Origin of the sequence: Pseudomonas fragi (assembly GCF_025426255.1) — a bacterium.
Taxonomy (GTDB): domain Bacteria; phylum Pseudomonadota; class Gammaproteobacteria; order Pseudomonadales; family Pseudomonadaceae; genus Aquipseudomonas; species Aquipseudomonas kulmbachensis.
Genome location: NZ_CP104861.1, coordinates 789,555 through 814,862 on the forward strand (window position 1 = coordinate 789,555; position 25,308 = coordinate 814,862).

Genomic DNA, 25,308 nt, shown 5'->3' on the forward strand with positions numbered 1-25,308 from the left:
TAGTACTCGTACGCGGCTTTCAAGTGAGTCCGAGCGAGTGAGTATTTACTTCGGTAACTATTCATTTTTGCTTTTGTCATTGTCTTACATGTTGCAGAGCAATGTTGCAGTTGATTGAAGTCCTTTAAAGATTAATTCTGTTTGGGCAGGATAATTATTTAAAGGGAATTAATATGCAAGGTAGTGATTTCGCATTCAGTGAGAATATTGGCGAAGCCAGATCGCTGGAAAAAATGACTTCGTTGGAGGTCGCTGTACTTTTACCGTCACAGTATATTCAGGTGCTGGCCGGCAAGAGTGATGCTGCTGTTTCAAAAGATGAATTGGGCTTTATCATTCGGCGCAGTGATATACACAGTGTTCGTGCTTATGTTCGCGAGTCACGGGCATTGCCGGTTGACTACAACAAGATCGTGGAGTGGGTTGGGGGTAACACGGAAAGTGTGCCGGGCCTGGAACCTGCAAGCATTCAGGCGTTTCATCAACAAGTTGTACAGCACGCTGCTACATGGTCGCCACTGGAGCGTGATACAAAAGAGCTGAGTCGGCAACTTAACCGGTTCTCTGACAGTTTTATTACAACGGGTAACGGCATTATTGAGATCATCAATAGAGTCGAGTTCGAGCGATTTCTCACCGGTACGTTGAATGAGTTGACCGAGGAGGAAGAGGCCGAGTTGAAAGAAATCATTCTAAGTACAACAGAGCTTAGGGCAGTCGGGATTGTCAGGGATTACGTACTGCAGATTAAAAAAGATACCGACTCGTATATTAAAAAGGCCTACGCCGTAGGCGCATTGGCGGCCGAGTTTGAGCGAGTGCTGTCGGACGAGTTGATTCACGAGGTTAACACCAAGCTTAAGGCCTATGCGCAGGCCGGGCTCTCCCAAGAGCGGGTAGCGTTGATCGCGCGTATCAAGGAACTGGACAGTGAAATTGAGCAGGTCATCAAGGACTACAAATCTCAGGTGTTGTATGGGCATTCAGGGATACTTATGGGGCCTATCGTTTTGGCGATCACGGGCGGGATATTTGGCGTAAAAGCCGAAGCTACTCGTGCCCGAAAAAACAAACTGATTGCTGCGCGGGATATCGCAAGGAAAGGCAGTCAGGAACAAGAGCGACTGGCCATTATGCTGGATGCCACTCAGCAGCGTTTTGTTGATTTGCGCAGTCGTATGCTCGTGGCCGAGCAGGGAGCCAAGCAGTTGGCGCAAGTGTGGGGCTATATTGCCATTTATCTGGATGAAGCCGCCGAGCAGCTGGAGGGTGTGGATAACCTCGCCCGACTCCATAAATTCAAACTTGATTTCGCCCAACTGTTAAATCCCTGGACGCGTGTTAAAGACTACAGCGTGCAGATATCCAATGCGTTTAATGAAATTATCAATGAGCGCTTTTGAATAAAGGGACTGAAATCATGAATAGGGAAATTGGACTAATGGTTTACGAAAATCCTGATATGTCGGGTGTTTTTGCAGGGCTTAAAAAGTTCAATGCGGTGGCGGTTAATCGCGAATATGATTTTATCCCCTCATTGCAGGAACGCTTGAGTCTGGCGGCCAGATGCTTGAGTCACAGTGCACGTGTAATTGTCGAACACGTACGCAGTCTTGATGTGAAAGTGGAAAATGCGGGGCTCGATGAACTGCTCGAACAGTGGGTTGCGATTCAGGCACACACCGAATTGACTGTGGAAGTGCAAAGCGCTGCGCTTAAAGTTCTGAATGATGCTTTTGCGCAGCGGGTAGGCCGTATCGCAAGTGCAGTCACCGCGGCCAAGGAGCAAATAGTATTGCGTGTCGAGGAGGGGGGTGGGCTAAACCTGGAACACTACTCCGATCCTTTGTTGGCTTATGACGCGGTCAGGCTCGAAGAACTGGAACAACAGGCTTTAACGTTGCAAGTGGAAGAAGATCGGTTGCGGGCAGATAAACAGGTTTTAGATGCTGCTGTCGCCGTGTTGCAGTCCCGTACATGGTTGGAGCATGTACGGGACTTGCTGCCCACGGCCGAGCAAATACAGACGCTTGTCACCACAACCCAGGTGGGCAAAGTGGAGGCGGATGTTGTCACAGCGGCCATTGCACGTGTGGTGCAGTATCTGGGCTTTTTTGACGGTGGTTATCGGTTGTTTTCGCTGACTGTGGCACGCAATAAAATAACTGAAAAGTTATATGACCTGAGAGTGTTGCAAAACAAGAACAGGACGGATGCGCGGTCATTCAAGGAACGGGCAGAAAAAATTCGCCGCCACACAGAACTGGTTGAGGCGCGGGCCTACTGGGTTGAAAACCTGAGGTTGGTTGCCCAAGGGCTGAGTGTGTTTTTGGCCAGGGTTCGTGCGACGACTGAAGTGAATGAACATTCGATGCTGCAAGCATCGGCAGAGCTGTCCGGGTTTCAGCGCTTCTTGCGGCGCATCAGTCGCTAGCAACGAATAACGCCCCCCGAACACTTGTCCGGAGGGCGTTGCAGTTTTACAGGTAGAACGACTTCAACGGCGGGAAGCCATTGAACTCAACAGCGCTGTAACTGGTGGTGTAGGCACCGGTCGACAACCAGTACAGGCGGTCACCGATGGCCAGGTTCAGTGGCAGGCCGTACTTGTAGTTTTCGTACATGATGTCGGCGCTGTCGCAGGTTGGACCGGCGATTACGACTTCTTCCATTTCACCTTTCTTTTCAGTCCAGATCGGGAACTTGATGGCTTCGTCCATGGTTTCGATCAGGCCAGAGAATTTGCCCACGTCGGTGTATACCCAACGCTCAACGGCGGTGCGCGACTTACGCGCAACCAGTACTACTTCGCTGACCAAAATACCGGCGTTGGCGATCAGCGAGCGGCCTGGCTCCAGGATGATTTCTGGCAGGTCGTCGCCGAAGTCTTCCTTGAGGAAACGGATGATTTCTTCGGCGTAAGTTTCCAGGCTGTTGGTACGGGTAATGTAGTTGGCCGGGAAGCCGCCGCCCATGTTGATCAGCTTGAGGACGATGCCGTCTTCTTCTTTCAAACGTTCAAAGATCACTTTGACCTTGGCGATCGCGGCATCCCAAACGCTGATGTCGCGTTGCTGGGAGCCCACGTGGAACGAAATGCCGTAAGGCACCAGGCCCAGGTCGCGAGCCAGGATCAGCAGGTCCATGGCCATGTCGGTCTGGCAGCCGAATTTGCGCGACAAAGGCCAGTCAGCAGTGGTCGAGCCTTCGGTCAGAATACGCACGTAGATTTTCGAACCCGGTGCAGCCTTGGCAATGTTGCGCAGGTCGGCTTCGGAGTCGGTGGAGAACAGGCGCACGCCTTTCTCGTAGAAATAACGGATGTCTTTGGATTTCTTGATGGTGTTGCCGTAGCTGATGCGATCCGGGCCAACGCCTTGGGCCATCACTTTGTCCAGTTCGTAGATCGACGCGATGTCGAAGTTCGAACCCTTGTCGCGCAGCAAGTCGATGATTTCGACGGCCGGGTTGGCTTTGACGGCGTAGTACACCTTGGCGAATTCGAAGCCTGCACGCAGGTCATCGTAAGCCTTGCTGATCATGGCGGTGTCGATCACCACGAACGGAGTTTCCTGGGTGTCAGCGAAAGCCTTCATTTTGTTGAAGGTATCGCGCGCGTAATAGTCTTCGATCTGAATCGACATGCGTGGGGACTCCTGTGGCAAACGTAAAAAATAAATGGGTGCAGCTGAACATCCTCCGTATCCCCACTTTGGTTCGCCTACTTCCCAAGGCATGTCCGCCGAAAGCAAATAAGGTAAATGGACCTTGCTGTCTCGTCGTCAGTACTTGAGCCGGATGGATCGTTTCCAGCATGAATGTTCGGCGCGAACTTTAGGGCGTGAGTGCGCTGAGATCAACAAAAAATGTCGCGTTTTTGTACGCGTTCGTCGTGGGGGCACTGACAGCTATATAAGTAACCGACAGTCATGACACTGAGGAGTTCGAACGGAGGGCTTTTGCGGGGGCGTGGAAGGTGAACACGACTGTGGGAACGAGCCTGCTCGCGAAGGTTTCAATAGCGTACGCGCTATCGTTAACGACCTTCGCGAGCGGGCTCGCTCCCACAGTCATACCACTTGCTTAAGTGAACAGCATTGGGGCTTGCCCCAGGCTTGTTGGCCGTTACGCCAGCGCGATATCTGCTGGCGACACGATACTGGTCTTGGCCCCGCGCGAGCGGCCCGAGCTCAGGTAGGCGGCAATCGATTCCTGGGTCACTTCACCCTGGAACACACGCTCGGCGTCCATCACCGGCAACCACGAACGGTTGAACTCATACATGCGCGACAGCAGGATGCGCAAATGCTCTTCGGAGGCGGCTGTGGCGGTGAATTCGCGCAGGTACTGGCCGCACGTACCGGTCTGGCGGTGCAGGTCGCGACGACGCACATAGCCCAGGGCCTTGTTGTCGGCGCAGGTGACCACAACGTAACGACGGTCGAGTTCGTCCATCAGTTCCAGCGCTTCACCCACCGGGGTTTCAGGGCTGACTGACGGCGCGTTGTCCGCTGCGTCTTCAGCTTTGACCAGCAGCAGGCGCTTGAGCGTGCTGTCCTGGCCCACGAAGTTGCTGACAAAGTCGTCGGCTGGGTGGGCGAGCAGGGTGTCGGGGTGATCCATCTGCAGCAGCTTGCCGCCACGGAAGATCGCAATCTTGTCACCCAACTTGATTGCTTCGTCGATGTCGTGACTGACCATGATTACGGTCTTGTTCAGCGCCCGCTGCATCTCGAAAAATTCGTTCTGGATCATCTCGCGGTTGATCGGGTCGACCGCGCCAAACGGTTCGTCCATTAATAGCAACGGTGCATCGGCGGCGAGGGCGCGAATCACCCCGATCCGCTGTTGCTGGCCGCCCGACAGTTCACGCGGGTAGCGATTGAGGTACTGCTTGGGTTCGAGCTTGATCATGCTCATCAGTTCACGAGCACGGTCATGGCACTTTTGCTTGTCCCAGCCAAGCAGGCGCGGGACGACGGTGATGTTCTCCTCGATGGTCATGTTGGGGAACAGACCAATTTGCTGGATTACATAACCGATATTGCGCCGCAGGGTTACCGGGTCGAGGTCGGTAGTGTCTTCGCCATTGATCAGGATTTTTCCGGAGGTGGGCTTGATCAGGCGGTTAATCATTTTCAGCGTGGTGCTTTTGCCGCAGCCCGAAGGCCCGAGGAATACGCAGATTTCGCCTTCGTTGACGGTCAGGCTTACCGAGTCCACGGCCTTTACGTCTTTGCCGTTGCTTTGGAAAGTTTTGCTGAGGTTTTGAAGTTCGATCATTTGAGCAGTCCTTTTGGAGTCAGCGAGCGTTGCAGCCATTGCAAAAGCAGGTCAGCGATGATGGCCAGAACACTGACCAACACGGCGCCGACGATCAGCATCGACATGTCGCTACGGCTGATTGCAGCAAGAATAAGTACACCCAGACCGCCAGCACCGATGGTGGCGGCGATGGTCATTACACCGATGTTCATCACCACGGCGGTGCGCACACCGGCCAGAATCACGGGCACCGCGATCGGCAGTTCAACCATGCGCAGGCGCTGGCCGAAGGTCATGCCGATGCCGCGTGCGGCTTCGCGAATACCCGGCTCAACGCCGGTAAGGGCGAGAAAGGTGTTACGCATGATGGGCAGCAGTGAATAAAGGAACACCGCCGTGATGGCTGGCATCGGGCCCAGGCCCTGACCGAATTTGGAGTAAAACGGCAGCAGCAGACCGAACAGGGCGATTGACGGAATGGTCAGCAGCACGGTGGCACTGGCTTGCAGGGGGCCGGCCAGTGTCGGGAAACGCGTCATCAGCACACCCAGCGGTACACCGATAAGGATCGCGAGAACCACGGCAATGCCTACCAGGCTGATGTGTTGCAAGGTCAGATGTAAGACTAGCGACCAGTCCATATGGGAAAAGGCGTTTAAAAATTCCATGTCTTCTCCTCAATTCAGTTCAGTGGATGCTGGCGCAGGAAGTCTGCGGCGACTTTGGACGGGCTTTCGTGGTCAACGTCGACCCGGGCGTTGAGCTGACGCATGGTTTCGTCGTCAAACAGATCCGCCAGCGGCTTGAGCAGGCCTTCGAGGTCGGGGTGGGCGTCCAGGTAGGTTTTGCTCACTACCGGTGCGGCGGTGTAGTCCGGGAAGTAATGCAAGTCGTCGTTGAGCAGCTTGAGGTTGAAGGCGCTCAAGCGACCGTCCGTGGTGTAGACCAGCCCGGCAAACACCTGACCGTTTTTCAGCGCGGTGTAAACCAGACCTGCGTCCATCTGTCGGATATTGCGGCGGGTCAGGTCCATGTCGTAGAGCTCGACCATGCCCAGCAAACCATCGGAACGGTTGGCAAATTCAGTGTCCAGGGCTACCAGCGCTCTTTTGTTTTGCGGGTCACGCAGTGCCTTGTTCAGATCGCTGATGCTGTTGATGTCGGGAAACGCCTCGGCCACTTTCTGTGGCAAGGCCAGCGCGTAGGTATTGCTGAACTTTGACGGGTGCAGCCAGATCAGTCCTTTTTTTGCATCGACCTCTTTGACCCGGTCGTAGGATTGCTGACTGTCGAGCTTGTCGGTGATGTGGTTGTAGGCCACCAACGATACGCCGGTGTATTCCCACACCATGTCCAGTTGCCCGGATTGATGGGCCGAACGTGCCAGGCTGCTGCCGAGCCCGCCGGTCACCTTGGCGTTGTAGCCCTTGCTGTTAAGGTATTGCGAGGTGATTTCCGCGAGCAGTGTTTGCTCGGTGAACACCCGCGCCCCAATGCGAATCAGGGGTTTTTCTGCGGCTTGGACAATTCCTGCGCACAGCAGGATGCAGCCTAGTAAAAAGCTAATTTTTTTCATGGGTATTCCTTTGCTCAGCCAGACCTTAAACAGGTCGCAGACCGCGTTCCAACCATCGGCGGCTGATGAGAATCACCAGGCCGTCGAGCAGCAATGCCAGCAGCGCGGTACACGCAGCGCCGAGGATCAATTGCGGCTGATTGTTAAGGGCGATGCCGGGGAAAATCAGGCTGCCCAGGCTGTTGGCGCCGATCAGGAACGCCAGCGGTGCCGTCCCGACGTTGATCGCCAGTGCCACTCGCACACCGCCCATGATGATGGGCACGGCGTTGGGCAACTCGACTCGCCACAGCACCTGGCGCGGGGTCATGCCGATGCCGACGGCGGCTTCCTTGAGTGAACCCTGGACGTTTTTCAGGCCTTCATAAGTGTTGCGCACGATAGGCAGCAACGAGGCGAGAAACAGGGCGAAGATGGCAGGGCCGCTACCGATTCCCAGGAAACCCAGGGCAATGGCCAGTACCGCCAGCGGGGGTACGGTGTTACCGATGTTGAAGACTTGCATGAAGCGTTCCGCACGTCCGGCCATATTAGGTCGGCTGAGGAAAATGCCGGCTGGTATCCCTACAAGGAGGGCCGCGAGCATTGAAGCGAGTACCAGGTACAGGTGGGCTTGCAGATAGAACAACAAATCATCTTGATAGTGTTCGATAGTGCTGATGCCGATCCAGTGGACCAACAGGGCCAGAAGCGCGATAACTACCGCACATCCTATAAGCCCTTTTCCATAGCGATTAGCCACAGACGGACTCCTTTTTTTCAGTCGGCGTACACATCGTCGTGTGGCAAGGCCATTCCTGGCTGCCGACAATGAGTTCGCGAAGAGCAACGGGTGGTGGCGAAAATCGCTCTCATCACCTGTCATTAGCGCAGCCTCGTCAGGCTAACTTGCTGATATTTCAGCTCCTGACGGTTTGTCGTATCAGGAGAGTGGACGCCTCCACTGTCTAAAAGGTTCACATTTTTTACGGCACATTGCCACCCTTGTCCGACGAGCAAGGGTGGCAACGGTGGCCGTGGGCACCTGATTTGGGCTATAATCCGCGCCCTTTTTTGAATCAATCGTCAGGCGATTTCCCATGACCAACCAGGCCGCCGAAGTCGCGAAACGCCGCACTTTCGCCATTATTTCCCACCCCGATGCGGGTAAGACCACCATCACCGAAAAGCTCCTGCTGATGGGTAAGGCGATTGCTATCGCCGGTACGGTGAAATCGCGAAAGTCCGACCGCCATGCCACCTCCGACTGGATGGAAATGGAGAAACAACGGGGTATTTCGATTACCACGTCGGTCATGCAGTTCCCGTATCGCGACCACATGATCAACCTGCTCGACACCCCGGGCCACGAAGACTTCTCGGAAGACACCTACCGCACATTGACTGCGGTCGACTCGGCGCTGATGGTGCTCGACGGCGGTAAAGGTGTTGAGCCACGTACCATCGCCCTGATGGACGTTTGCCGTCTGCGTGACACGCCTATCGTCAGCTTTATCAACAAACTCGACCGCGATATTCGCGACCCGATCGAGTTGTTGGACGAGATCGAAGCAGTCCTGAAAATCAAGGCTGCACCGATCACCTGGCCGATTGGTTGCTACCGTGACTTCAAGGGTGTTTACCACCTGGCAGACGACTACATCATCGTCTACACCGCCGGTCATGGTCATGAACGTACCGAAACCAAAATCATCGAAAAGCTCGACTCTGATGAAGCCCGCGCCCATTTGGGTGACGAGTACCAGCGTTTCGTCGATCAGTTGGAACTGGTTCAGGGCGCTTGCCATGAATTCAACCAGCAGGAATTCCTCGATGGCCAACTGACGCCGGTGTTCTTCGGTACTGCATTGGGCAACTTTGGTGTCGATCACGTGCTCGACGCTGTCGTGAACTGGGCACCGGAGCCGTTGCCTCGTGTTGCCAACGAGCGCACGGTCGAGCCGACCGAAGAGAAATTCAGCGGTTTCGTGTTCAAAATCCAGGCGAACATGGATCCTAAACACCGCGACCGTATCGCCTTTATGCGTATTTGCTCGGGCAAATACGAGAAGGGCATGAAAATGCGCCATGCGCGTACCGGCAAAGACGTACGTATCGGCGATGCGCTGACGTTCTTCTCCTCCGAGCGTGAACAGCTCGAAGAGGCCTTCGCGGGTGACATCATCGGTTTGCACAACCACGGCACCATCCAGATCGGTGACACCTTCACCGAAGGCGAGAGCCTGAGCTTCACCGGTATCCCGCACTTCGCCCCGGAACTGTTCCGCCGCGTACGACTGCGTGACCCGCTGAAATCCAAGCAACTGCGTCAGGGCTTGCAGCAACTGGCGGAAGAGGGCGCCACCCAGGTGTTCTTCCCGGAGCGCAGCAACGACATCATCCTGGGCGCCGTCGGTGTGCTGCAGTTCGATGTGGTCGCGAGCCGTTTGAAAGGCGAATACAAAGTGGAATGCTCCTACGAGCCGATCACCGTGTACTCGGCGCGCTGGATTGATTGCGACGATAAGAAAAAGCTCGAGGAGTTCAAGGTCAAGGCTGTGGAAAACCTGGCCATTGATGGCGGTGGTCACTTGACCTACCTGGCTCCGACTCGCGTCAACCTGGCGTTGATGGAAGAGCGCTGGCCGGATGTGAAATTCCGCGCTACGCGTGAGCACCACTAAGCGCTCAGACGCTGGGTAGAAAAAAGCGAAGCCTTTGGGCTTCGCTTTTTTTATGGGCGCGATTTTGTAGGCGCTGCTGAAGGCTGTGATAAGGACCGCAGGGCCTTCCGCCCCCTGCGGGGCAGTTAACAGTGCGTAGGAGGTGTTTTACATTAATAAGAGATGTTTCTTTCCGTATTTGAAGATGGTTATTTTTGCTTGTGTAGTATGTTTCTGAAATTGCTATGTTGGCTCTATCGTCTGTCAAAGTGGGTACTAATATTATCTATGTTGGTTGTTGAGGGTGGTGTAAGCGTTAAAGACTAAAGGAGAGGTTATATGTCAAATGATATCGATAAATACTTGGGCCCTCACAAAAAACTAGGCCCCGGCTCATACGAGTTGGGGGCAACCTCTGTTGTGGGGAAATGGCAGCCCAAAATCGAATTTGGCGGCGGATTTAATTCGTGGGGTTTGAATGAAGGTCCGCGCAGAGGAGAAGGCGGGCCGAGCAATATTCATGATCTTGCAAAACCAAACATTATGGCTGAGTTTATGAATGAGCAAATTCATAGCCAAGGATATCTTGATCAAGAATTCAATACGCGATTCAACTCGCTCGTCCCCGATACCGAGCGTGAGCTGGAGGAAAGAAAACAGGCCGCCAAAGGTTCACAGGCCATGACATCCGCAGAATCTGCTGCAATAGAACAACACGTGACGCTGGATCTTATTGAATCAAAAATAACTCAATACAACACTATAGTGCCTGATATTTATGGTCTTTATGGTCAGAGTCCTTATTTTTTGATGGAAGTACTGCCGCGTCAGAAAATGCGCGAACTTTTGAATTCCAATGCTCTCTCTCCTGATACGTTGATAAATTTGTATCGGCTGTATGACACTGTTTATAAATCTGCGTTAGAACTTAAGGCGCTTTCGCTCTCCATTGGTGTTCTTGCGGGTAAGCTTGCAGAACTGGCCATGCAAATTGAACAGGTACAGGTTGCTGATAATGACACTGCGCAGGATCAACGGTTAGCCATCATCATCCAGGAGCGAGATATTCACGCTCAACAACTACCGGAGTTCCTCTATACAGAACTCATCACTGCAGCGGGGGTGATGGAAGGCAATACTGCCTCTGAAGCATTGGCCCATTACAAGACGACGCTTGAGCGTCTGGCCGCGTCAAAAACCGCAGAAACTCAGCCCATTTACGCGCCTCCGCCACTTGAAAGGGGCGGAATTACCATCACCTACCCTGCGAACAACCCGAACATCAAAGCACCCTTGAGCAAGCCTGAATTGGCAGCGCTTAACGAGCTGGTTTACTTGCAAACCCATACTCAGTTAGGGCGCAAATGGCTGAGTTATCACGATGCCTTGCTAAAGACTGAATCGGCCAGGTATCTGACAGCGACCGCCAATGCCTTTGGTGGTCTTGCCGAGCGGGCGGGTGCAGCGCAAGCAGCTATCCGGATAGCCAACACGTTCCGTGCGCCGGGGTCTGCATCAGCTGGCCCATTGTTTATAACTTCAGCGGGCACCGCCGCGGTTATTGATGCGGCGACAGTGACTCTGCAAGCGGCTATCCGCTCGGCAATTGCAGCGTTGAGCAGTCTGGCGGCAGGCACAGCTTCGGGGCTTTTGGTTGGAGTGTCTGCCTTGGTATATTCGCCCAAACTGGCAAATGGCGAGTTGCCTGAGCGCTATGCATTTAGTACGCCGCTCTCGGATCTGGCGCCTGAGCTCAAGGACGATCTATCAGCTATTGCTGCCGCCAATGGAACTGTTGATCTGCCGGTGCGTATCAGTTCGAAAGCAGCAGCCGATGGCCAGTCAGAAGTGTTTGTCGCCAAAGCCGATGGCGTCATTGTGCCGTCACAAGTCAGGGTAATAGCCGCAACTTTTAACGCTCAGCAGAATGTCTACAGCGTTACGACAGAGGATGTACCACCAAGGACTTTGATCTGGACACCCATCGTTGATCCAGGGAATAGCTCGACTACTTCGCCTGCTGAACAGCCTGAGACTCCGGTCTACACTGGGGCGACAGTTACGCCTGTTGTGGGAAGGATTGATACTTTCCCGGGGCTTGCTGAAGCTGGCTTTGATGACTTCATTACAGTGTTTCCGGCGGGTTCTGGCCTGCCTCCAATTTATGTAATGTTCCGGGATCCCCGCGAGGATGCAGGGGTAGCAACGGGGATGGGGCAGCCGGTGACGGGTATCTGGCTGGGGGCTGCGGCGCAAGGTGAGGGGGCTGCTGTTCCGTCGCAGATTGCAGACCAGTTGCGGGGCAAGGAGTTTAGAAATTTCAGGGCATTTCGGGAGGCGTTTTGGGTAGAAATAGCAAAAGACTCGGAGTTGTCAGAGCAATTCATAGTCTCGAACCGGGCCCGAATGAACATGGGTAAGGCGCCTAAGGCTAGGCGAGATGATGCAGTGGGTAAAAGATCTACATTTGAAATTCATCATGTCCAAGAAATCGCCAAAAGCGGGGACGTTTATAATATTGAAAATATGATGGTTCTGACTCCTAAACGTCATATGGATATTCATAAGGGGAAGAATAATGGGATTTAAAAGTGGTTTTTCAGAATATACGGAAGCAGAATTTTTGGAATTTATGAAGGAGGTATTTAGAGAGAATATCGCTGGCACAGATGAGCGTCTTGATGTTCTGTTAAAACATTTTGAAGATGTGACAGAGCATCCTGAGGGAACAGACCTCATCTATTATGCTTCCTCGGATGTGGAATGCACGCCCGAAGCAATCACTAAAAGAGTTAGTGAGTGGCGAGCCGCCAACGGCAAACCTGGTTTTAAAGCAGGCTAATCAAATGCTATTTAACTCAGCCGCTGCGCTCACAGTGGCTGAGTTATTTGTTGCTACAGTGTGAGCCAAACGCCTGTAGCCGTTGACGAGCTGCGCGAGGCTACGTCCGACGATGCAATCGTCGTAAATCCGATAAGCACGATGTCCCTGAAACACCAAGGCCGAATGGTTTTACGACTGCTACGCAGTCGAACGTAGCCTCGCGCGGCTCGTCAACGGTTACAAGGATTTGCGTATACCCGCTTGATCCGCAACAAAGTATCAACCAGAGCAACTGAGTTAGTCCGAATGGGTATATCGCAACCGGCGTGTTTCTGGAAAAACTGAAGGTGGCGAACTAGGTTTAAAGGGTATTTCCCATACACAGGATGGAAATCCCATGAAGCTTTTTCAACGCATTGTGTTGTTGCTCAAGGTGCTGGTGTTGTTGACGGTGAGTGCTTCAGCGGCTTGGGCGAGTAACCCGCTGAGCAGTTCCGGGGCAGGATTTTCAGCCACAGGTGTGCCGGGGCCGACGATTCATGCGATTTACAAGTCGGACTCGGAGCCGGGTGATCAGGGGCAGGGCGGCAGTTCGGGGGATGATGACCAGACCGATGGTGACGGTGGCGCCGATGGCGGTGGCAGCGGTGACAACGGCGATGATGGCGACGAGGGCGATGGCCAGACGTAGTGAGTAGTTAGCGGGACAATAAGTCCCGTAGCAGCTGTCGAGCTCCGCGAGGCTGCGTCCGAGGCGCAGCCCTCGTAAACCCGGTAGACGCGGTGCTTCTGGAGCATCACGTTGAATGGTTTTACGACTGCTGCGCAGTCGGACGCAGCCTCGTTCCTTCGACAGCTGCTACGGGGGAGTGTGCCTCCTCCTGGTGTCAGTGTTTAAACCTGTAAAAACTGTTCCGCGTGATGGCAAGCCACCTGGCGGTTGTCGAGCACGCGCAAGGCCGGTTCATCAGTGCTGCACAGCTCGGTCGCATACGGGCAGCGCTTGTGGAAGGCGCAACCTGATGGCGGGTTAAGCGGGTTGGGCAACTCGCCAACGATCTTGATTTTCGGCTTGTTCGGGTCCGGGTGGATGGTCGGGGTGGCTGAAAGCAATGCTTGGGTATATGGGTGCAGCGGCCGGGTGTAGATCTCTTCCTTTGGCCCCATTTCTACCGGACGGCCCAGGTACATCACCAGTACCGTATCGGCCACATGCCGCACCACCGCCAGGTTGTGCGAGATAAAGACGTAGGCGGTTTTGAACTCTTGCTGCAAATCCATAAACAGGTTGAGCACCTGCGCCTGAATCGACACGTCGAGCGCGGAAGTCGGCTCGTCAGCCACCAGCACTTTGGGTTGCAGCATCATGGCCCGGGCCAGGGCGATTCGCTGACGCTGACCGCCCGAAAACATGTGTGGGTAGCGCTGGTAATGCTCGGGGCGCAGGCCTACCTGTTTCATCATGGCCTGAACTTTTTCGCGACGTTCGCTGGCGTTCAGCTTGGTGTTGATCAATAAAGGCTCTGCAAGCTGATCACCGATTTTCTGCCGTGGGTTGAGCGAGGCATAGGGGCTCTGGAACACCATCTGCACGTCTTTGCGCAGTTGTTTGCGCTCAGCCTTGTTGGCGCCTGTGACTTCTTGCCCAGCGATTTTCAACGAGCCTGAGGACGGCTCTTCGATCAGGGTCAGGGCGCGGGCCAGGGTGGATTTGCCACAGCCGGATTCGCCCACCACGGCCAGGGTTTTGCCGGCTTCAAGTTCAAACGACACACCATTGAGTGCGCGTACCAGTGCATGGCCTTTGAACATGCCGCGGGATACTTCGTAGTGACGGGTAAGGTCGCGGGCAGTAAGAACAACAGTCATTACGCCACCTCCTGATTCAAGGGGAAGAAGCAGCGCACCTGGCTGTGAGCTTTTTGCTCCAGCGCAGGACGTTGTTGGCGGCATTGTTCCTGGACATATGGGCAGCGCGGCGATAACAGGCAGCCTTGAGGCCGGTCGTAACGCCCCGGCACGATGCCAGGCAATGTGGACAGGCGGGCGGCGCCCATGCTGTGTTCCGGGATCGCGGCCAGCAGGGCTTCGCTGTACGGGTGCCCTGGCACATCAAACAACCCCGGCACGTTGCCGACTTCGACCGCCTGGCCTGCATACATCACGCACACCCGCTGGGCGGTTTCAGCCACCACGGCAAGGTCGTGGGTGATCAGCACCAGGCCCATGTTTTGCTCGCGTTGCAAGCTGAGCAGCAGGTCCATGATCTGCGCCTGAATGGTCACGTCCAGCGCGGTGGTCGGTTCGTCGGCGATCAGCAACTTCGGTTCGCCGGCAATCGCCATGGCAATCGCCACACGCTGGCTCATGCCACCCGACAACTGGTGCGGGTAGGCTTGCATGCGGCTGGCAGCGCCCGGGATTTCGACTTTTTCCAGCAGCTCAATGGCCCGTTTGCGCGCCGCTTTGCCGGACATTTTCAGGTGCAGACGCAGCACTTCTTCGATCTGGAAGCCCACGGTGTAGCTGGGGTTCAGTGCGGTCATCGGGTCCTGGAAGACCATGGCCATGTCTTTGCCAACGATCTGGCGACGTTGACGCGCGCTGAGGGTCAGCATGTTCTTGCCGTCGAAGTTCAGCGCGTCGGCGGTGACGATGCCAGGGTGCTCGATCAGACCCATCAGGGCCATCATGGTTACCGATTTGCCGGAACCCGACTCGCCAACAATGGCCAGAACTTCGCCTTTATCCACAGACAGGCTCAGACCGTCGACCACTGGGACTGCCTTGGCGTCGCCAAAACGGACGTTGAGATTCTTGATTTCTAACAGTGACATGGGAATCTCCTCAGGCGGCGTTCTTGAGTTTCGGGTCCAGCGCATCGCGCAGACCGTCGCCCATCAGGTTGATTGCCAGCACGCTGAGCAAAATGGTCAAGCCGGGCAGGCTCACGACCCACCAGGCACGTTCGATGTAGTCGCGGGCCGAGGCCAGCATGGTGCCCCACTCCGGGGTTGGCGGTTGTACGCCAAGGCCCAGGAAGCCCAGGGCAGCAGCGTCGAGAATCGCCGAGGAGAAGCTCAAGGTGGCCTGAACGATCAACGGTGCCATGCAGTTGGGCAGCACGGTGATGAACATCAGGCGCGGCAAGCTGGCGCCCGCCAGACGGGCAGCCGTCACGTAGTCGCGGTTCAGTTCGCCCATTACGGCGGCGCGGGTCAGGCGCACATAAGACGGCAACGAAACCACGGCAATGGCGATCACGGTGTTGATCAGGCCAGGGCCGAGGATGGCGACAATCGCCACGGCCAGCAGCAGGGACGGCAGGGCCAGCATGATGTCCATCAAACGCATGATGCCAGGGCCGAGCAGGCGCGGAAAAAACCCGGCAAACAGGCCGAGGATGACGCCCGGGATCAGGGAAATCACCACGGATGACAAACCGATCAGCAGCGACAGCCGTGACCCTTCAATCAGGCGTGACAGCAGGTCACGGCCCAGTTCGTCGGTGCCGAGCAAAAACTGCCACTGGCCGCCTTCCAGCCAGACCGGCGGGGTCAGCAGAAAGTCGCGGTATTGCTCGCTCGGGCTGTGGGGGGCAACCCACGGGGCAAAAATCGCGCAGAACACGATCAGGGTCATGAAAATCAGGCCCGCGACGGCGCCTTTGTTTTGGGAGAAAGCCTGCCAGAACTCTTTGTAAGGCGATGGATAAAGCAGGCTTTGATCCACTTCGGTGGTGCTTGGAGAGGTGCTCATGGTCAGGATCTCAGCGCTGGTGACGGATGCGTGGATTGGCAAAGCCGTAGAGGATGTCCACTACGAAGTTGACCAGAATCACCAGGCAGGCAATTAACAGGATGCCGTTTTGCACCACGGGATAGTCCCGGGCGCCGATGGCTTCGATCAGCCATTTGCCGATACCGGGCCACGAGAAGATGGTCTCGGTCAGTACGGCACCGGCCAGCAGGGTGCCGACTTGCAGGCCGACCACGGTCAGTACCGGGATCAGGGCGTTGCGCAGGCCGTGCACGAAAACTACGCGGGCAGGCGACAGGCCTTTGGCGCGGGCGGTACGGATGTAGTCCTCGCGCAGTACTTCGAGCATCGATGAGCGGGTCATCCGTGCAATCACGGCCAGTGGAATGGTGCCCAGCACGATGGCAGGCAGAATCAAGTGGTGCAGTGCATCCCAGAAGGCCTCGGGCTGGTCGCTGAGCAGGGTGTCGATGAGCATGAAACCGGTTCTTGGTTCGATGTCGTACAAGAGGTCGATACGCCCGGAAACCGGGGTCCAGCCCAGACCCACGGAGAAGAACATGATCAGGATCAGGCCCCACCAGAAGATCGGCATCGAGTAACCCGCCAGGGAGATACCCATCACCCCGTGGTCAAACAATGAGCCTCGCTTGAGTGCTGCAATGACCCCTGCCAGTAGCCCGAGCACACCGGCTAACAACAGCGCAGCAGTGGCCAGTTCGAGAGTGGCGGGGAACAGTGCGGAAAATTCGGTCCATACGCTTTCACGGGTGCGCAATGACTCGCCCAAATCGCCGTGAGCGAGCTTGGTGACGTAGTCAATGTACTGCTCATGCAGCGGTTTGTTCAGACCCAGGCGCTCCATTGCCTGGGCGTGCATTTCAGGGTCGACCCGTCGTTCGCCCATCATGACTTCGACCGGGTCACCCGGGATCATGCGAATCAAGGCAAAGGTCAGAAGGGTGATGCCGAAGAAGGTGGGTATCAACAACCCCACTCGGCGGGCAATAAAACTAAACATCTTATGGTGTTCCTTATCAGCCGGTTAGGCAGGTCCGCCAGGGTTCAGGTAAACCCTGGCGGGTTTTTTATTGTTCTACTTCACCTGGGTTGTGGCGAAGTTATTGTTGGTCAGGGGGCTAAGGGTATAGCCCTCAACATTTCTGCGCATCGCAGTAAACAGCATAGGATGGGTTACGTTGATCCATGGTTGGTCCTGATTAAAAATTACTTGTGCTTGTTGATAGAGTGCAGCCCGTTCAGAGGGTTCAGTGATGCCGCGGGCCTTGGTAATCAGGGCTTCGAAATCCTTATTGCACCAGCGTGAATAGTTTTCGCCGTTCTTGGCTGCCTCACAGCTGAGCAGTGGGGTCAGGAAGTTATCCGGGTCGCCGTTATCGCCGCCCCATCCGGTCGAGACCATATCGTGCTCGCCACTTTTGGCGCGTTTGAGCATTTCGCCCCATTCCATGACGCGAATATCCACTTTGAGTCCGATTTTCTGCAGATCGGACTGAAGCAGCTGGGCACCCAGCATCGGGTTGGGGTTGGTCGGGCCGCCGCCGTTACGGGTGAAGAAGGTCAGTACCGTGCCTTCTGGTACACCGGCTTCCTTGAGCAGCGCCCGGGCCTTGTCCAGGTCTCGGGGCGGGCTTTGGATATTGGTGTTATAGCCAAGCATGGTGGGCGGGTACGGGTTGATCGCAATCAGCGCGTTGCCTTCACCGTGCACGGTGTTGAGGTAGGTTTGTTTGTCGAAGGCCATGTCGATGGCTTTGCGCACCCGCACATCGCTCAGGTATTTGTGACTGGTGTTCATGGCGATGTAGCTGGTCATCAGGGCTGCCAGTTCATCGACCTTGAGGTTGGGGTCTTTGCGGATGTTTTTGACGTCATCGGGCTTGGGGTACAGCGCGATCTGGCATTCGTTGGCCTTGAGTTTTTGCAGGCGCACGTTGCTGTCGGTGGTCACGGCAAAAATCAGGTTGTCGCTGGGGGGCTTGCCACGGAAGTAATCCGGATTGGCCTTGAAGCGTACCTGGGCATCCTTGTTGTAGCGCACGAAGATAAACGGGCCGGTGCCGATAGGCTTGTTGTTCAAGTCAGCGGTTTTGCCGGACTTGAGCAACTGGTCGGCATATTCGGCGGAGTAGATGGAGTTAAACGGCATCGCGATATCACGCAAGAATGGTGATTCGGCGTGGTTGAGGGTGATTTTTACGGTCAGGTCGTCAACTTTTTCGACGCTTTTGAGCAGGTTTTTGAAACCCATACTTTCAAAGTAGGGGTAACCGACCAACGACAGTTTGTGCCACGGGTGATTCGGGTCCAGCTGGCGCTGAAAACTCCAGACCACATCGTCGGCGTTCACGGTTCGGGTCGGTTTGAAATAATCGGTAGTGTGAAATTTCACGCCGGGGCGCAGGTGGAAAGTGTACTCAAGCCCATCCGGGCTGATGTCCCAGCGTTCGGCCAGTGCTGGTTCGACGTCGGTCGTACCGGGTGCGAAGTCGACCAGGCGGTTGAGTATGGTTTCAGCCGAGGCATCGGCTGTCACGGCGGTGGTGAATTGGACGATATCGAATCCTTCAGGGCTGGCTTCGGTGCAGACCACCAGGTTTTTCGCGTTAGCACAGAACGCTGTACCCAGCAGTGCCACGGCGAGGGCGGTGCGTAGTGGAAGTCTTCTCATGGCAATCCTCTCCAATCAGTTGAACCAGCATGTGCCTGCGGCCGATGGGGCTAATCGGCCGCAGGCGCTGGGCATGTAAAGGTGTGTTTACAGAATGCTGAATGGAATGGTGGTCACCAGGCGGAACTCATTGATGTTGCCGTCAGCCTGGTTTTTGCTGGCGCGGTGCGTGGTGTAGGTGGCGCGAATGGCGGTGGCTTTCAGCGGGCCACTTTGCACAGCATAAGATGTGCCAACGCTGTACTCGTTGTGGGTTTCACCGTCCATGTTCCTGACGTCGTAGGCGGTGCCCTTGTACTTGGTACCGTCGATATCCCAGCCGCGCGCGTGGTAGGCGTTGAACTTCAGGCCCGGAATACCGTACTGCGCCATGTTGATGCTGTAGGCCAGTTGCAGCGACTTCTCGTTCGGGCCGTTGAAGTCCGAGAGCAGGGAGTTGGCCAGGTAGATACCGTTGGTTTCGTGCAGGTAGTCGAAGTACTCGTCGCCGACGATTTGCTGGAATGCCAGGCTCACGGTGTGGGCCTGGTGGGTCAAGGCGAATGCCAGGCTGTAGGCGTCGTTGTTGATATTGCCCAGCTCTTTCTTGCCGGTATCGAGGGTCTTGTAGTAGTTGAAGTTGGTGTTCAGACCCAGCACGGCGTTGTCGCCGATATCGTGTACCGCGCCGAAGTAGTACTGGTTCCAGAAGTCTTCCACGTTTGTTGCGTACAGCGTGGTTTTCAGGTTTTTCAGCGGCTGGTAGTTAAGGCCAGCAACGCTGGCGCGATCAGTCTCGACCCCGGCTGCGCCGTATTCACTGCGAAACTTGCTCAGGCTTTGTTCAGTACGCGGGGACACGCGATCAAAGGAGCCCGCGTCGAAGGACAGGTTGTTGAACTCTTCGCTGTGCAAGCCCACCCCTTGAAAGCTTGAAGGCAATGCGCGGTTACCGATCACGTCGATGGTCGGGCTGCTGAAGTTCTGTCGGCCTACGGTCAGCGTGGTGTTGGAGATGCGGGCGCTGAGGTTGGCCAGGCCCAACTTGCTCCACTGGCCGACGGCATCGCCATCGCTGTGGGTCAGGGTACGGTTGTTCGGACCGGCAATATCCTTGGCGTCGCGGTCCAGGGCAATGGCGTTGTAGGCCGCTACCTGGGTACTGAAGCCGACGGTGCCCTCAGTGAAGCCCGATTTGTAATCGAGGATGGTGCCCTGTACCCAGTTGATCCGGCGCGGGGTTGACTCGCGGGTACCGTGGTTGTTGTAGCTGAAGCGATCATCACGGCGCTTGAGTTCGTTGGCGTACCAGTTACGGGTAGTGCCGCTCAGGGTCTGGTCTTCAAGGAAACCCTTGGTTTCGCTTTGGGCACTGGTGCCTTTCAATTCGGTAGGTACAAATTCATCGGCGTAGGCCATCGCGGTGAGGCTGCTGATGGATAGGGCTAACAACGCACTGCTGGTGATTTTCATGGTTGAGGCTCCTCTGGTTTCTTTTTTTATTGCCGGTCTTTTTGTGTTGACTCAGCTGTTGTGAAACGATTTAAAGCATTACAAACGTTTGCGTCACGTGCGATTGGCGAAGTTTTAGCGGGCCACCTGGAAAGGTGGCCTGCTGATGCAGGCTGGGTGTTGTGTGTCGTCAACTGTGGGAGCGAGCCTGCTCGCGAATATCCCAACACCGTCTCGATCGGGTTATCGCTAACGTCCTTCGCGAGCAGGCTCGCTCCCACACCGGCACTGGCTTGTGCTTTAGTCCTTGAGGCTGACGCCAGAGAAGGCGTTACGCCCAAAGGGGCTGACCTTGAAACCTTCGACCTTGGCACTTAGCGGCTGGTTGACCGTGGAGTGCGCAATGGGGGTGATAGGCACCTGTTGCTTGAGCAACTGCTGGGCCTGTTTGTAGAGCACCGTGCGTTGGTCGCGGTCGGTGACGATCTTGGCGTTCTTGACCAGCGTGTCGTACTCCTTGTCACACCACATGGAGTAGTTATTGCCGCCAATCGCGTCACAGCTGTAGAGGGTGCCGAGCCAGTTGTCCGGGTCACCGTTGTCGCCGGTCCAGCCGATCAGGCTGATGTCATGCTCGCCATTTTTGGTGCGCTTGATGTATTCGCCCCATTCATAGCTGACGATCTTGACCTTGAGCCCGACCTTGGCCCAGTCCGATTGCAGCATTTCGGCCATGAGCTTGGCGTTCGGGTTGTAAGGGCGCTGCACGGGCATGGCCCACAGGGTGATTTCAGTGCCTTCCTTGACACCAGCCGCCTTGAGCAGCTCTTTGGCTTTTTCGGGATTGTAGGCCGCATCCGTGATGGTCTCGTCGTAGGACCATTGTGTTGGCGGCATGGCGTTGACCGCTTTCTGGCCCGCGCCCTGGTAGACCGCCTTGAGGATCTGGTCCTTGTTGACGGCCATGTCCAGCGCCTGACGTACTTGCAGTTGGTCGAGCGGCTTGTGCTGCACGTTGTAGGCGATGTAGCCGAGGTTGAAGCCGGGCTTTTCGATGACTTGGAGCTTGGGGTCGGCCTTGAGACTGGCGACGTCTGCCGGGCGCGGGTTCAGCGAGACCTGGCACTCGTTTTTACGCAGTTTTTGCATGCGTGCCGAGGCGTCGACGCTGATCGAGAAAATCAGGTTGTCGAGTTTGACCTGGCTTGGATCCCAGTATTCCTTGTTGGCGGCGTAGCGGATGTTGGAGTCTTTCTGATACCGCTGAAACACGTACGGGCCGGTGCCGACCGGCTTCTGGTTGATGTCGCTGGGTTTGCCGCTCTTGAGCAGTTGATCGGCATATTCGGCTGACAAAATCGCAGCAAAGCTCATGGCCAGGTTTTGGATAAAAGCGGCGTCTACCGAGTTGAGTTTCATGACCACGGTCATGGGGTCGGTTTTTTCGACGCTGGCGATGTTTTTGTCCAGGCTCATCCCGGTGAAGTACGGGAACTCGGTCGGGTAAGCCTTACGAAATGGATGGTCGGCGTTGAGCATACGGTTGAACGTGAAGAGCACGTCATCGGCGTTGAAGTCACGGGTCGGGGTGAACCATTTGGTGGTGTGAAACTTGACCCCGTCGCGCAGGTGAAAGGTGTAAGTCAGGCCATCTTCGGAAATGTCCCAACGAGTAGCCAGAGCGGGGCCGGCTGCGGTGCCGCCTTTTTCAAATTCGGCGAGGCGGTTGTAAATCGGTTCGGCCGCGTCGTTATCGGTGGCGGTGGTGTACTGCGCGGTATCAAAACCGGCGGGGCTGCCTTCCGAGCAAAACACCAGGCTATTGGCGGCGTTTGCGAGCGGGCTGCCGGCAAGTACGCCGGCGCTGAGTAACACAGATAAAACCAGAGGGTTGCGCATGGCGTTCCCTATCCTTTTTCTTGTTTTTGAGTCCTGAGCGCGAGCCTTGATCAAAGGCCTGCGGTTCAGGGCGTCGATATCATCAGCTACTGTGCCGCACCCCGCGCAATAGACTGGCTGTGTGTCGACGTTAGGGCGTCAAAACTCAGCAGTAAATGCGTCAGGCCTGACAAACTTGTAGGAATTGTCTTGGCGTCCTATAGCCTCTGATGTAGTCAGAAGTGGCTAAAGGCTGTAGGTGAATTCCACCGTCCTGGTAGAGAAGTGAATGCGGCGTTGTAGCCGCATTCACCGGTCCTGTTATTTGCTGACGCTGACCCCGTAGAAGGAGTTCAAGCCGAATGGGCTGATCTTGAAGTCCTGTACGTTCGTGCGCATCGGTTGATACACCGTCGAGTGTGCGATAGGTGTCATCGGGACCTGGCTTTTGAGTCGTTGCTGCGCCTGTTGGTACAGTTTTGTGCGCTCGGCAACATCGGTGGTGGCCTTGGCGGCTTTCACCAGCTTGTCGAACTCGGGGTCACACCACTTGGAGAAGTTGTTGCCTTGCAGCGAGTCGCAGCCGAACAGGGTACCGAGCCAGTTGTCCGGGTCACCGTTGTCGCCGCTCCAGCCAATCAGCATCGCGCCGTTTTCGCCGCCTTTGGAGCGTTTGATGTACTCGCCCCATTCATAGCTCATGATCTTGGCTTTGATGCCGATTTTGCTCCAGTCCGACTGCAGCATTTCGGCCATCAGCTTGGCATTCGGGTTGTACGGACGTTGAACCGGCATGGCCCACAGGACGATTTCGGTGCCGTCCTTGATGCCGGCTTCCTTGAGCAGAGCCTTGGCTTTTTCCGGGTCGAAAGGTGCGTCCTTGATGCTGGTGTCATACGACCACTGGGTAGGTGGCATGGAGCCAACGGCCAGTTGGCCTGCACCCTGATACACCGAGTCGATGATCTGCTGCTTGTTTACTGACATGTCCAAGGCCTGGCGAACCTTGAGCTGAGCCATCGGGTTTGGCTCGTTGCTGCCCTTGATCTTGTCCATCACGTTGTAGGCGATGTAACCGAGGTTGAAACCTGCCTGGTGAGGCATCTTCAGGTTCTTGTCTTCACCAAGGGCCTTGAGGTCTGCCGGACGCGGGAACAGGGTGACCTGGCACTCATTCTTTTTAAGCTTCTGGATCCGTACCGAAGGGTCGGTAGTGATGGCGAAAATCAGATTGTCGATTTTGACGTCTTCAGGCTTCCAGTAGTCCTTGTTGCCGGTGTAACGGATGTTCGAGTCTTTCTGGTAGCTCTTGAACACAAACGGGCCAGTGCCGATCGGCTTCTGGTTGATATCGGCAGGCTTGCCTTCCTTGAGCAGCTTGTCGGCGTACTCGGCGGACTGGATGGAGGCAAAACTCATGGCCAGGTTCTGGATAAACGCGGCATCCACGGTGTTCAGCGTGAATTTGACGGTCTTGTCGTCGACTTTTTCCACCTTGGCGATGTTTTTATCCATGCCCATGTCGGTGAAATAAGGGAATTCGGTGGGGTAGGCCTTACGGAACGGCATGTCTTTGTCGAGCATGCGGTTGAACGTGAAGAGCACGTCGTCGGCGTTAAAATCGCGGGTTGGCTTGAAGTACGGGGTGGTATGGAACTTGACGCCATCACGCAGGTGGAAGGTCCATGTCAGGTTGTCCGGGGAGACATCCCAGCTGGTTGCCAGGCCTGGTTCAACCGCGGTGCCGCCGCGCTGGAATTGGCTCAATCGGTTGTAGATGGTTTCGGCCGATGCATCAAAGTCAGTACCGGTGGTGTACTGACCCGGGTCAAAACCAGCCGGGCTGCCTTCAGAGCAAAACACCAGATTGGTCGCAGCGTGGGCGAAAGGTGCACTTGCCAACAGGCTGGCACCTACTAAAAACGGAATGACCGCGTATTTGAACATGGTGGCCTCATGATTTTTGTCATTTTTGGTTTGAGGGCGACCTTGTGAGTCGACCCGGCGATACTTATGCACAGCCCATACCCATTGCAATATGCGAAAGCCGGTGAAGCCTGAAAATGTGGAACGATCGTACAAGAATGTCGCGTTTGTATAATTTATGACGCATTTGATCGTTTGCGCACGGGTTTTAGACTCATTTTCTTACACGTTCTTGAGCATCAGGACACCGAAGTGCACTGTTTTGGAACAACGCTGTTACTTATCTAGACTCTTGCGCTGGAAATATGTAGGTCAACGCCAGCAGCGCATGTAGTCCATCGCCTTTTAATACTAGGACGGTCTGTAGGAGTTTTCCGTGCGGCATAAAAAAACCCCTGAAACATGTCTGTTTCAGGGGTTTTCAGGATGGATCGGTGTTTATTGCATCTGGACTTCAATCGCACCATCGGCGCTCATGCTGACTTCGCTGGTACCGGCTTCGACTTCCGGGGTCGGCGCCGAGTCCATCGCAGGGGCTGCGGCTTTCATCATCATTGCGCTGCGCATGTAGGGCTGCGGGTAACCGTTGGTGTTGAGGTTCAGGTTGATGATTTTGTAACCCTTGCCGCCCAGCGCATCGGTTGCCAGTTGCGCGCGGGCCTTGAACGCGTTGACCGCATCCTTGAGCAATGCGTCTTCGCTGGTTTTGCGGGTGGCATTGGCTACGGTGAATTGCATGCTGCCCATTTTCAGGGTTTGCATCAGATCGCCGGTGAGCTTGGACAGCGCTGCAAAGTCGGTACTTTCCAGGCGCAGTTCGGCGCGTTCACGCCAGCCAGTGATCTTCTGGGTCTTGTTGTCGTAAATCGGATAGCTGTTGCGATTGCCCTGGCGCAAGGTCACTTCCTTGACGGACTTGGCCTGGCCAATGGCCTTGTTCATCGACGTGGTGATTTCAGCCGCCAGCTTGGCCGCATCGGTGTTTTGCGCCTCGGTGTACAGCGTCACGATCATCAGGTCGCGGGGGACTTCCTGGCTGGCCTCGGCACGCAATGAGATCTGGTTGTAATGAATGTCGTCGGCCAGGGCCGGCAAGCTGGCAAGCGCGCCGATACTCAGGGTCAGCAGGGCAGCGGTGCGTTGAAAGTTGGACATGGAGGCTCCTTGAAAGAGGACAGCAAGACCCATAAGACTGTAGTAAGTGGCCATCAGTTCGCCCAGTTACATTTTCACTACATTTGACCTGCCGACTGCTTCGCAGCTTCGCGACGCTCCTCAGCGGCTTGAGATACTTCAAGCGTGGGAGCGAGCCTGC

Annotated in this window: 20 protein-coding genes; 6 read left to right on the plus strand and 14 right to left on the minus strand. The window is 55.5% G+C overall.

From position 1 onward, the window contains the following. Positions 1 to 173: 173 nt before the first annotated feature. Both N7D90_RS03790 and N7D90_RS03795 read left to right on the plus strand, forming a co-directional pair. The gene (locus N7D90_RS03790) at positions 174 to 1,403 is read left to right on the plus strand and encodes an alpha-xenorhabdolysin family binary toxin subunit A (protein WP_261740945.1); all 1,230 of its coding nucleotides are present in this window, start codon (positions 174 to 176) and stop codon (positions 1,401 to 1,403) included. Then, positions 1,400 to 2,434, plus strand: a complete 1,035-nt coding sequence (locus N7D90_RS03795) for an alpha-xenorhabdolysin family binary toxin subunit B (protein ID WP_261740946.1) — start codon at positions 1,400 to 1,402, stop codon at positions 2,432 to 2,434. The genes N7D90_RS03790 and N7D90_RS03795 overlap by 4 nt, the downstream gene beginning before the upstream one ends. Before the next feature lie 46 nt (positions 2,435 to 2,480). On the opposite strand, the gene N7D90_RS03800 is transcribed toward N7D90_RS03795, so the two are convergent. The 5 genes from N7D90_RS03800 to N7D90_RS03820 all read right to left on the minus strand — a co-directional run bounded on the left by N7D90_RS03800 (position 2,481) and on the right by N7D90_RS03820 (position 7,583). Further along, the gene (locus N7D90_RS03800) at positions 2,481 to 3,644 is read right to left on the minus strand and encodes a type III PLP-dependent enzyme (protein WP_261740947.1); all 1,164 of its coding nucleotides are present in this window, start codon (positions 3,642 to 3,644) and stop codon (positions 2,481 to 2,483) included. A 481-nt stretch (positions 3,645 to 4,125) separates the two neighbouring features. Continuing rightward, entirely contained in the window at positions 4,126 to 5,283 is a 1,158-nt protein-coding gene (locus N7D90_RS03805) for a betaine/proline/choline family ABC transporter ATP-binding protein (protein WP_261740948.1), read from the minus strand. Beyond that, complete coding sequence (locus N7D90_RS03810) at positions 5,280 to 5,933, minus strand: ABC transporter permease (protein WP_261740949.1); 654 nt, start codon at positions 5,931 to 5,933, stop codon at positions 5,280 to 5,282. The genes N7D90_RS03805 and N7D90_RS03810 overlap by 4 nt, the downstream gene beginning before the upstream one ends. Before the next feature lie 14 nt (positions 5,934 to 5,947). Continuing rightward, positions 5,948 to 6,841, minus strand: coding sequence for a glycine betaine ABC transporter substrate-binding protein (locus N7D90_RS03815; RefSeq protein WP_261740950.1), 894 nt, complete (start codon positions 6,839 to 6,841; stop codon positions 5,948 to 5,950). Between the two features lie 25 nt (positions 6,842 to 6,866). Beyond that, complete coding sequence (locus N7D90_RS03820) at positions 6,867 to 7,583, minus strand: ABC transporter permease (protein ID WP_048359225.1); 717 nt, start codon at positions 7,581 to 7,583, stop codon at positions 6,867 to 6,869. Positions 7,584 to 7,920: 337 nt separating this feature from the next. Between N7D90_RS03820 and N7D90_RS03825 the strand changes: the two genes are divergently transcribed. The 4 genes from N7D90_RS03825 (at position 7,921) to N7D90_RS03840 (ending at position 12,998) form a co-directional block, all read left to right on the plus strand. Next, complete coding sequence (locus N7D90_RS03825; RefSeq protein ID WP_261740951.1) at positions 7,921 to 9,504, plus strand: peptide chain release factor 3; 1,584 nt, start codon at positions 7,921 to 7,923, stop codon at positions 9,502 to 9,504. A 318-nt stretch (positions 9,505 to 9,822) separates the two neighbouring features. Then, on the plus strand, positions 9,823 to 12,072 hold the full coding sequence (locus N7D90_RS03830; RefSeq protein WP_261740952.1) for an S-type pyocin domain-containing protein: 2,250 nt from the start codon (positions 9,823 to 9,825) through the stop codon (positions 12,070 to 12,072). Beyond that, a complete protein-coding gene (locus tag N7D90_RS03835) occupies positions 12,062 to 12,325 on the plus strand; it encodes a bacteriocin immunity protein (protein WP_261740953.1) in 264 nt (87 codons plus the stop codon). The genes N7D90_RS03830 and N7D90_RS03835 overlap by 11 nt, the downstream gene beginning before the upstream one ends. Before the next feature lie 379 nt (positions 12,326 to 12,704). Continuing rightward, positions 12,705 to 12,998: a hypothetical protein gene (locus N7D90_RS03840; RefSeq protein ID WP_261740954.1), complete on the plus strand. Its 294-nt coding sequence runs from the start codon at positions 12,705 to 12,707 to the stop codon at positions 12,996 to 12,998. Between the two features lie 203 nt (positions 12,999 to 13,201). Here N7D90_RS03840 and N7D90_RS03845 read toward each other — a convergent pair whose 3' ends face one another. From N7D90_RS03845 to N7D90_RS03885, 9 genes are all read right to left on the minus strand, one after another. Further along, complete coding sequence (locus tag N7D90_RS03845) at positions 13,202 to 14,176, minus strand: peptide ABC transporter ATP-binding protein (RefSeq protein WP_261740955.1); 975 nt, start codon at positions 14,174 to 14,176, stop codon at positions 13,202 to 13,204. After that, positions 14,176 to 15,144 carry an ABC transporter ATP-binding protein gene (locus tag N7D90_RS03850; RefSeq protein WP_261740956.1) on the minus strand — a complete coding sequence of 323 codons (969 nt, stop codon included), beginning with the start codon at positions 15,142 to 15,144 and terminating at the stop codon, positions 14,176 to 14,178. Before N7D90_RS03850 ends, N7D90_RS03845 begins: the two co-directional genes overlap by 1 nt. A gap of 10 nt (positions 15,145 to 15,154) precedes the next feature. Next, positions 15,155 to 16,066, minus strand: a complete 912-nt coding sequence (locus N7D90_RS03855) for an ABC transporter permease subunit (RefSeq protein ID WP_261740957.1) — start codon at positions 16,064 to 16,066, stop codon at positions 15,155 to 15,157. A gap of 10 nt (positions 16,067 to 16,076) precedes the next feature. Next, on the minus strand, positions 16,077 to 17,087 hold the full coding sequence (locus N7D90_RS03860; protein WP_261740958.1) for an ABC transporter permease subunit: 1,011 nt from the start codon (positions 17,085 to 17,087) through the stop codon (positions 16,077 to 16,079). A 75-nt stretch (positions 17,088 to 17,162) separates the two neighbouring features. Continuing rightward, a complete protein-coding gene (locus N7D90_RS03865) occupies positions 17,163 to 18,758 on the minus strand; it encodes an ABC transporter substrate-binding protein (RefSeq protein ID WP_261740959.1) in 1,596 nt (531 codons plus the stop codon). Between the two features lie 87 nt (positions 18,759 to 18,845). Then, positions 18,846 to 20,210 (minus strand): OprD family porin, encoded by a 1,365-nt coding sequence (locus tag N7D90_RS03870; RefSeq protein WP_261740960.1) that lies wholly within the window; start codon positions 20,208 to 20,210, stop codon positions 18,846 to 18,848. A 279-nt stretch (positions 20,211 to 20,489) separates the two neighbouring features. Continuing rightward, on the minus strand, positions 20,490 to 22,088 hold the full coding sequence (locus tag N7D90_RS03875; RefSeq protein ID WP_261740961.1) for an ABC transporter substrate-binding protein: 1,599 nt from the start codon (positions 22,086 to 22,088) through the stop codon (positions 20,490 to 20,492). Positions 22,089 to 22,388: 300 nt separating this feature from the next. Next, positions 22,389 to 24,014 (minus strand): ABC transporter substrate-binding protein, encoded by a 1,626-nt coding sequence (locus N7D90_RS03880; protein WP_261740962.1) that lies wholly within the window; start codon positions 24,012 to 24,014, stop codon positions 22,389 to 22,391. Positions 24,015 to 24,431: 417 nt separating this feature from the next. After that, on the minus strand, positions 24,432 to 25,148 hold the full coding sequence (locus tag N7D90_RS03885; protein WP_261740963.1) for an SIMPL domain-containing protein: 717 nt from the start codon (positions 25,146 to 25,148) through the stop codon (positions 24,432 to 24,434). Between the last annotated feature and the right edge of the window lie 160 nt (positions 25,149 to 25,308).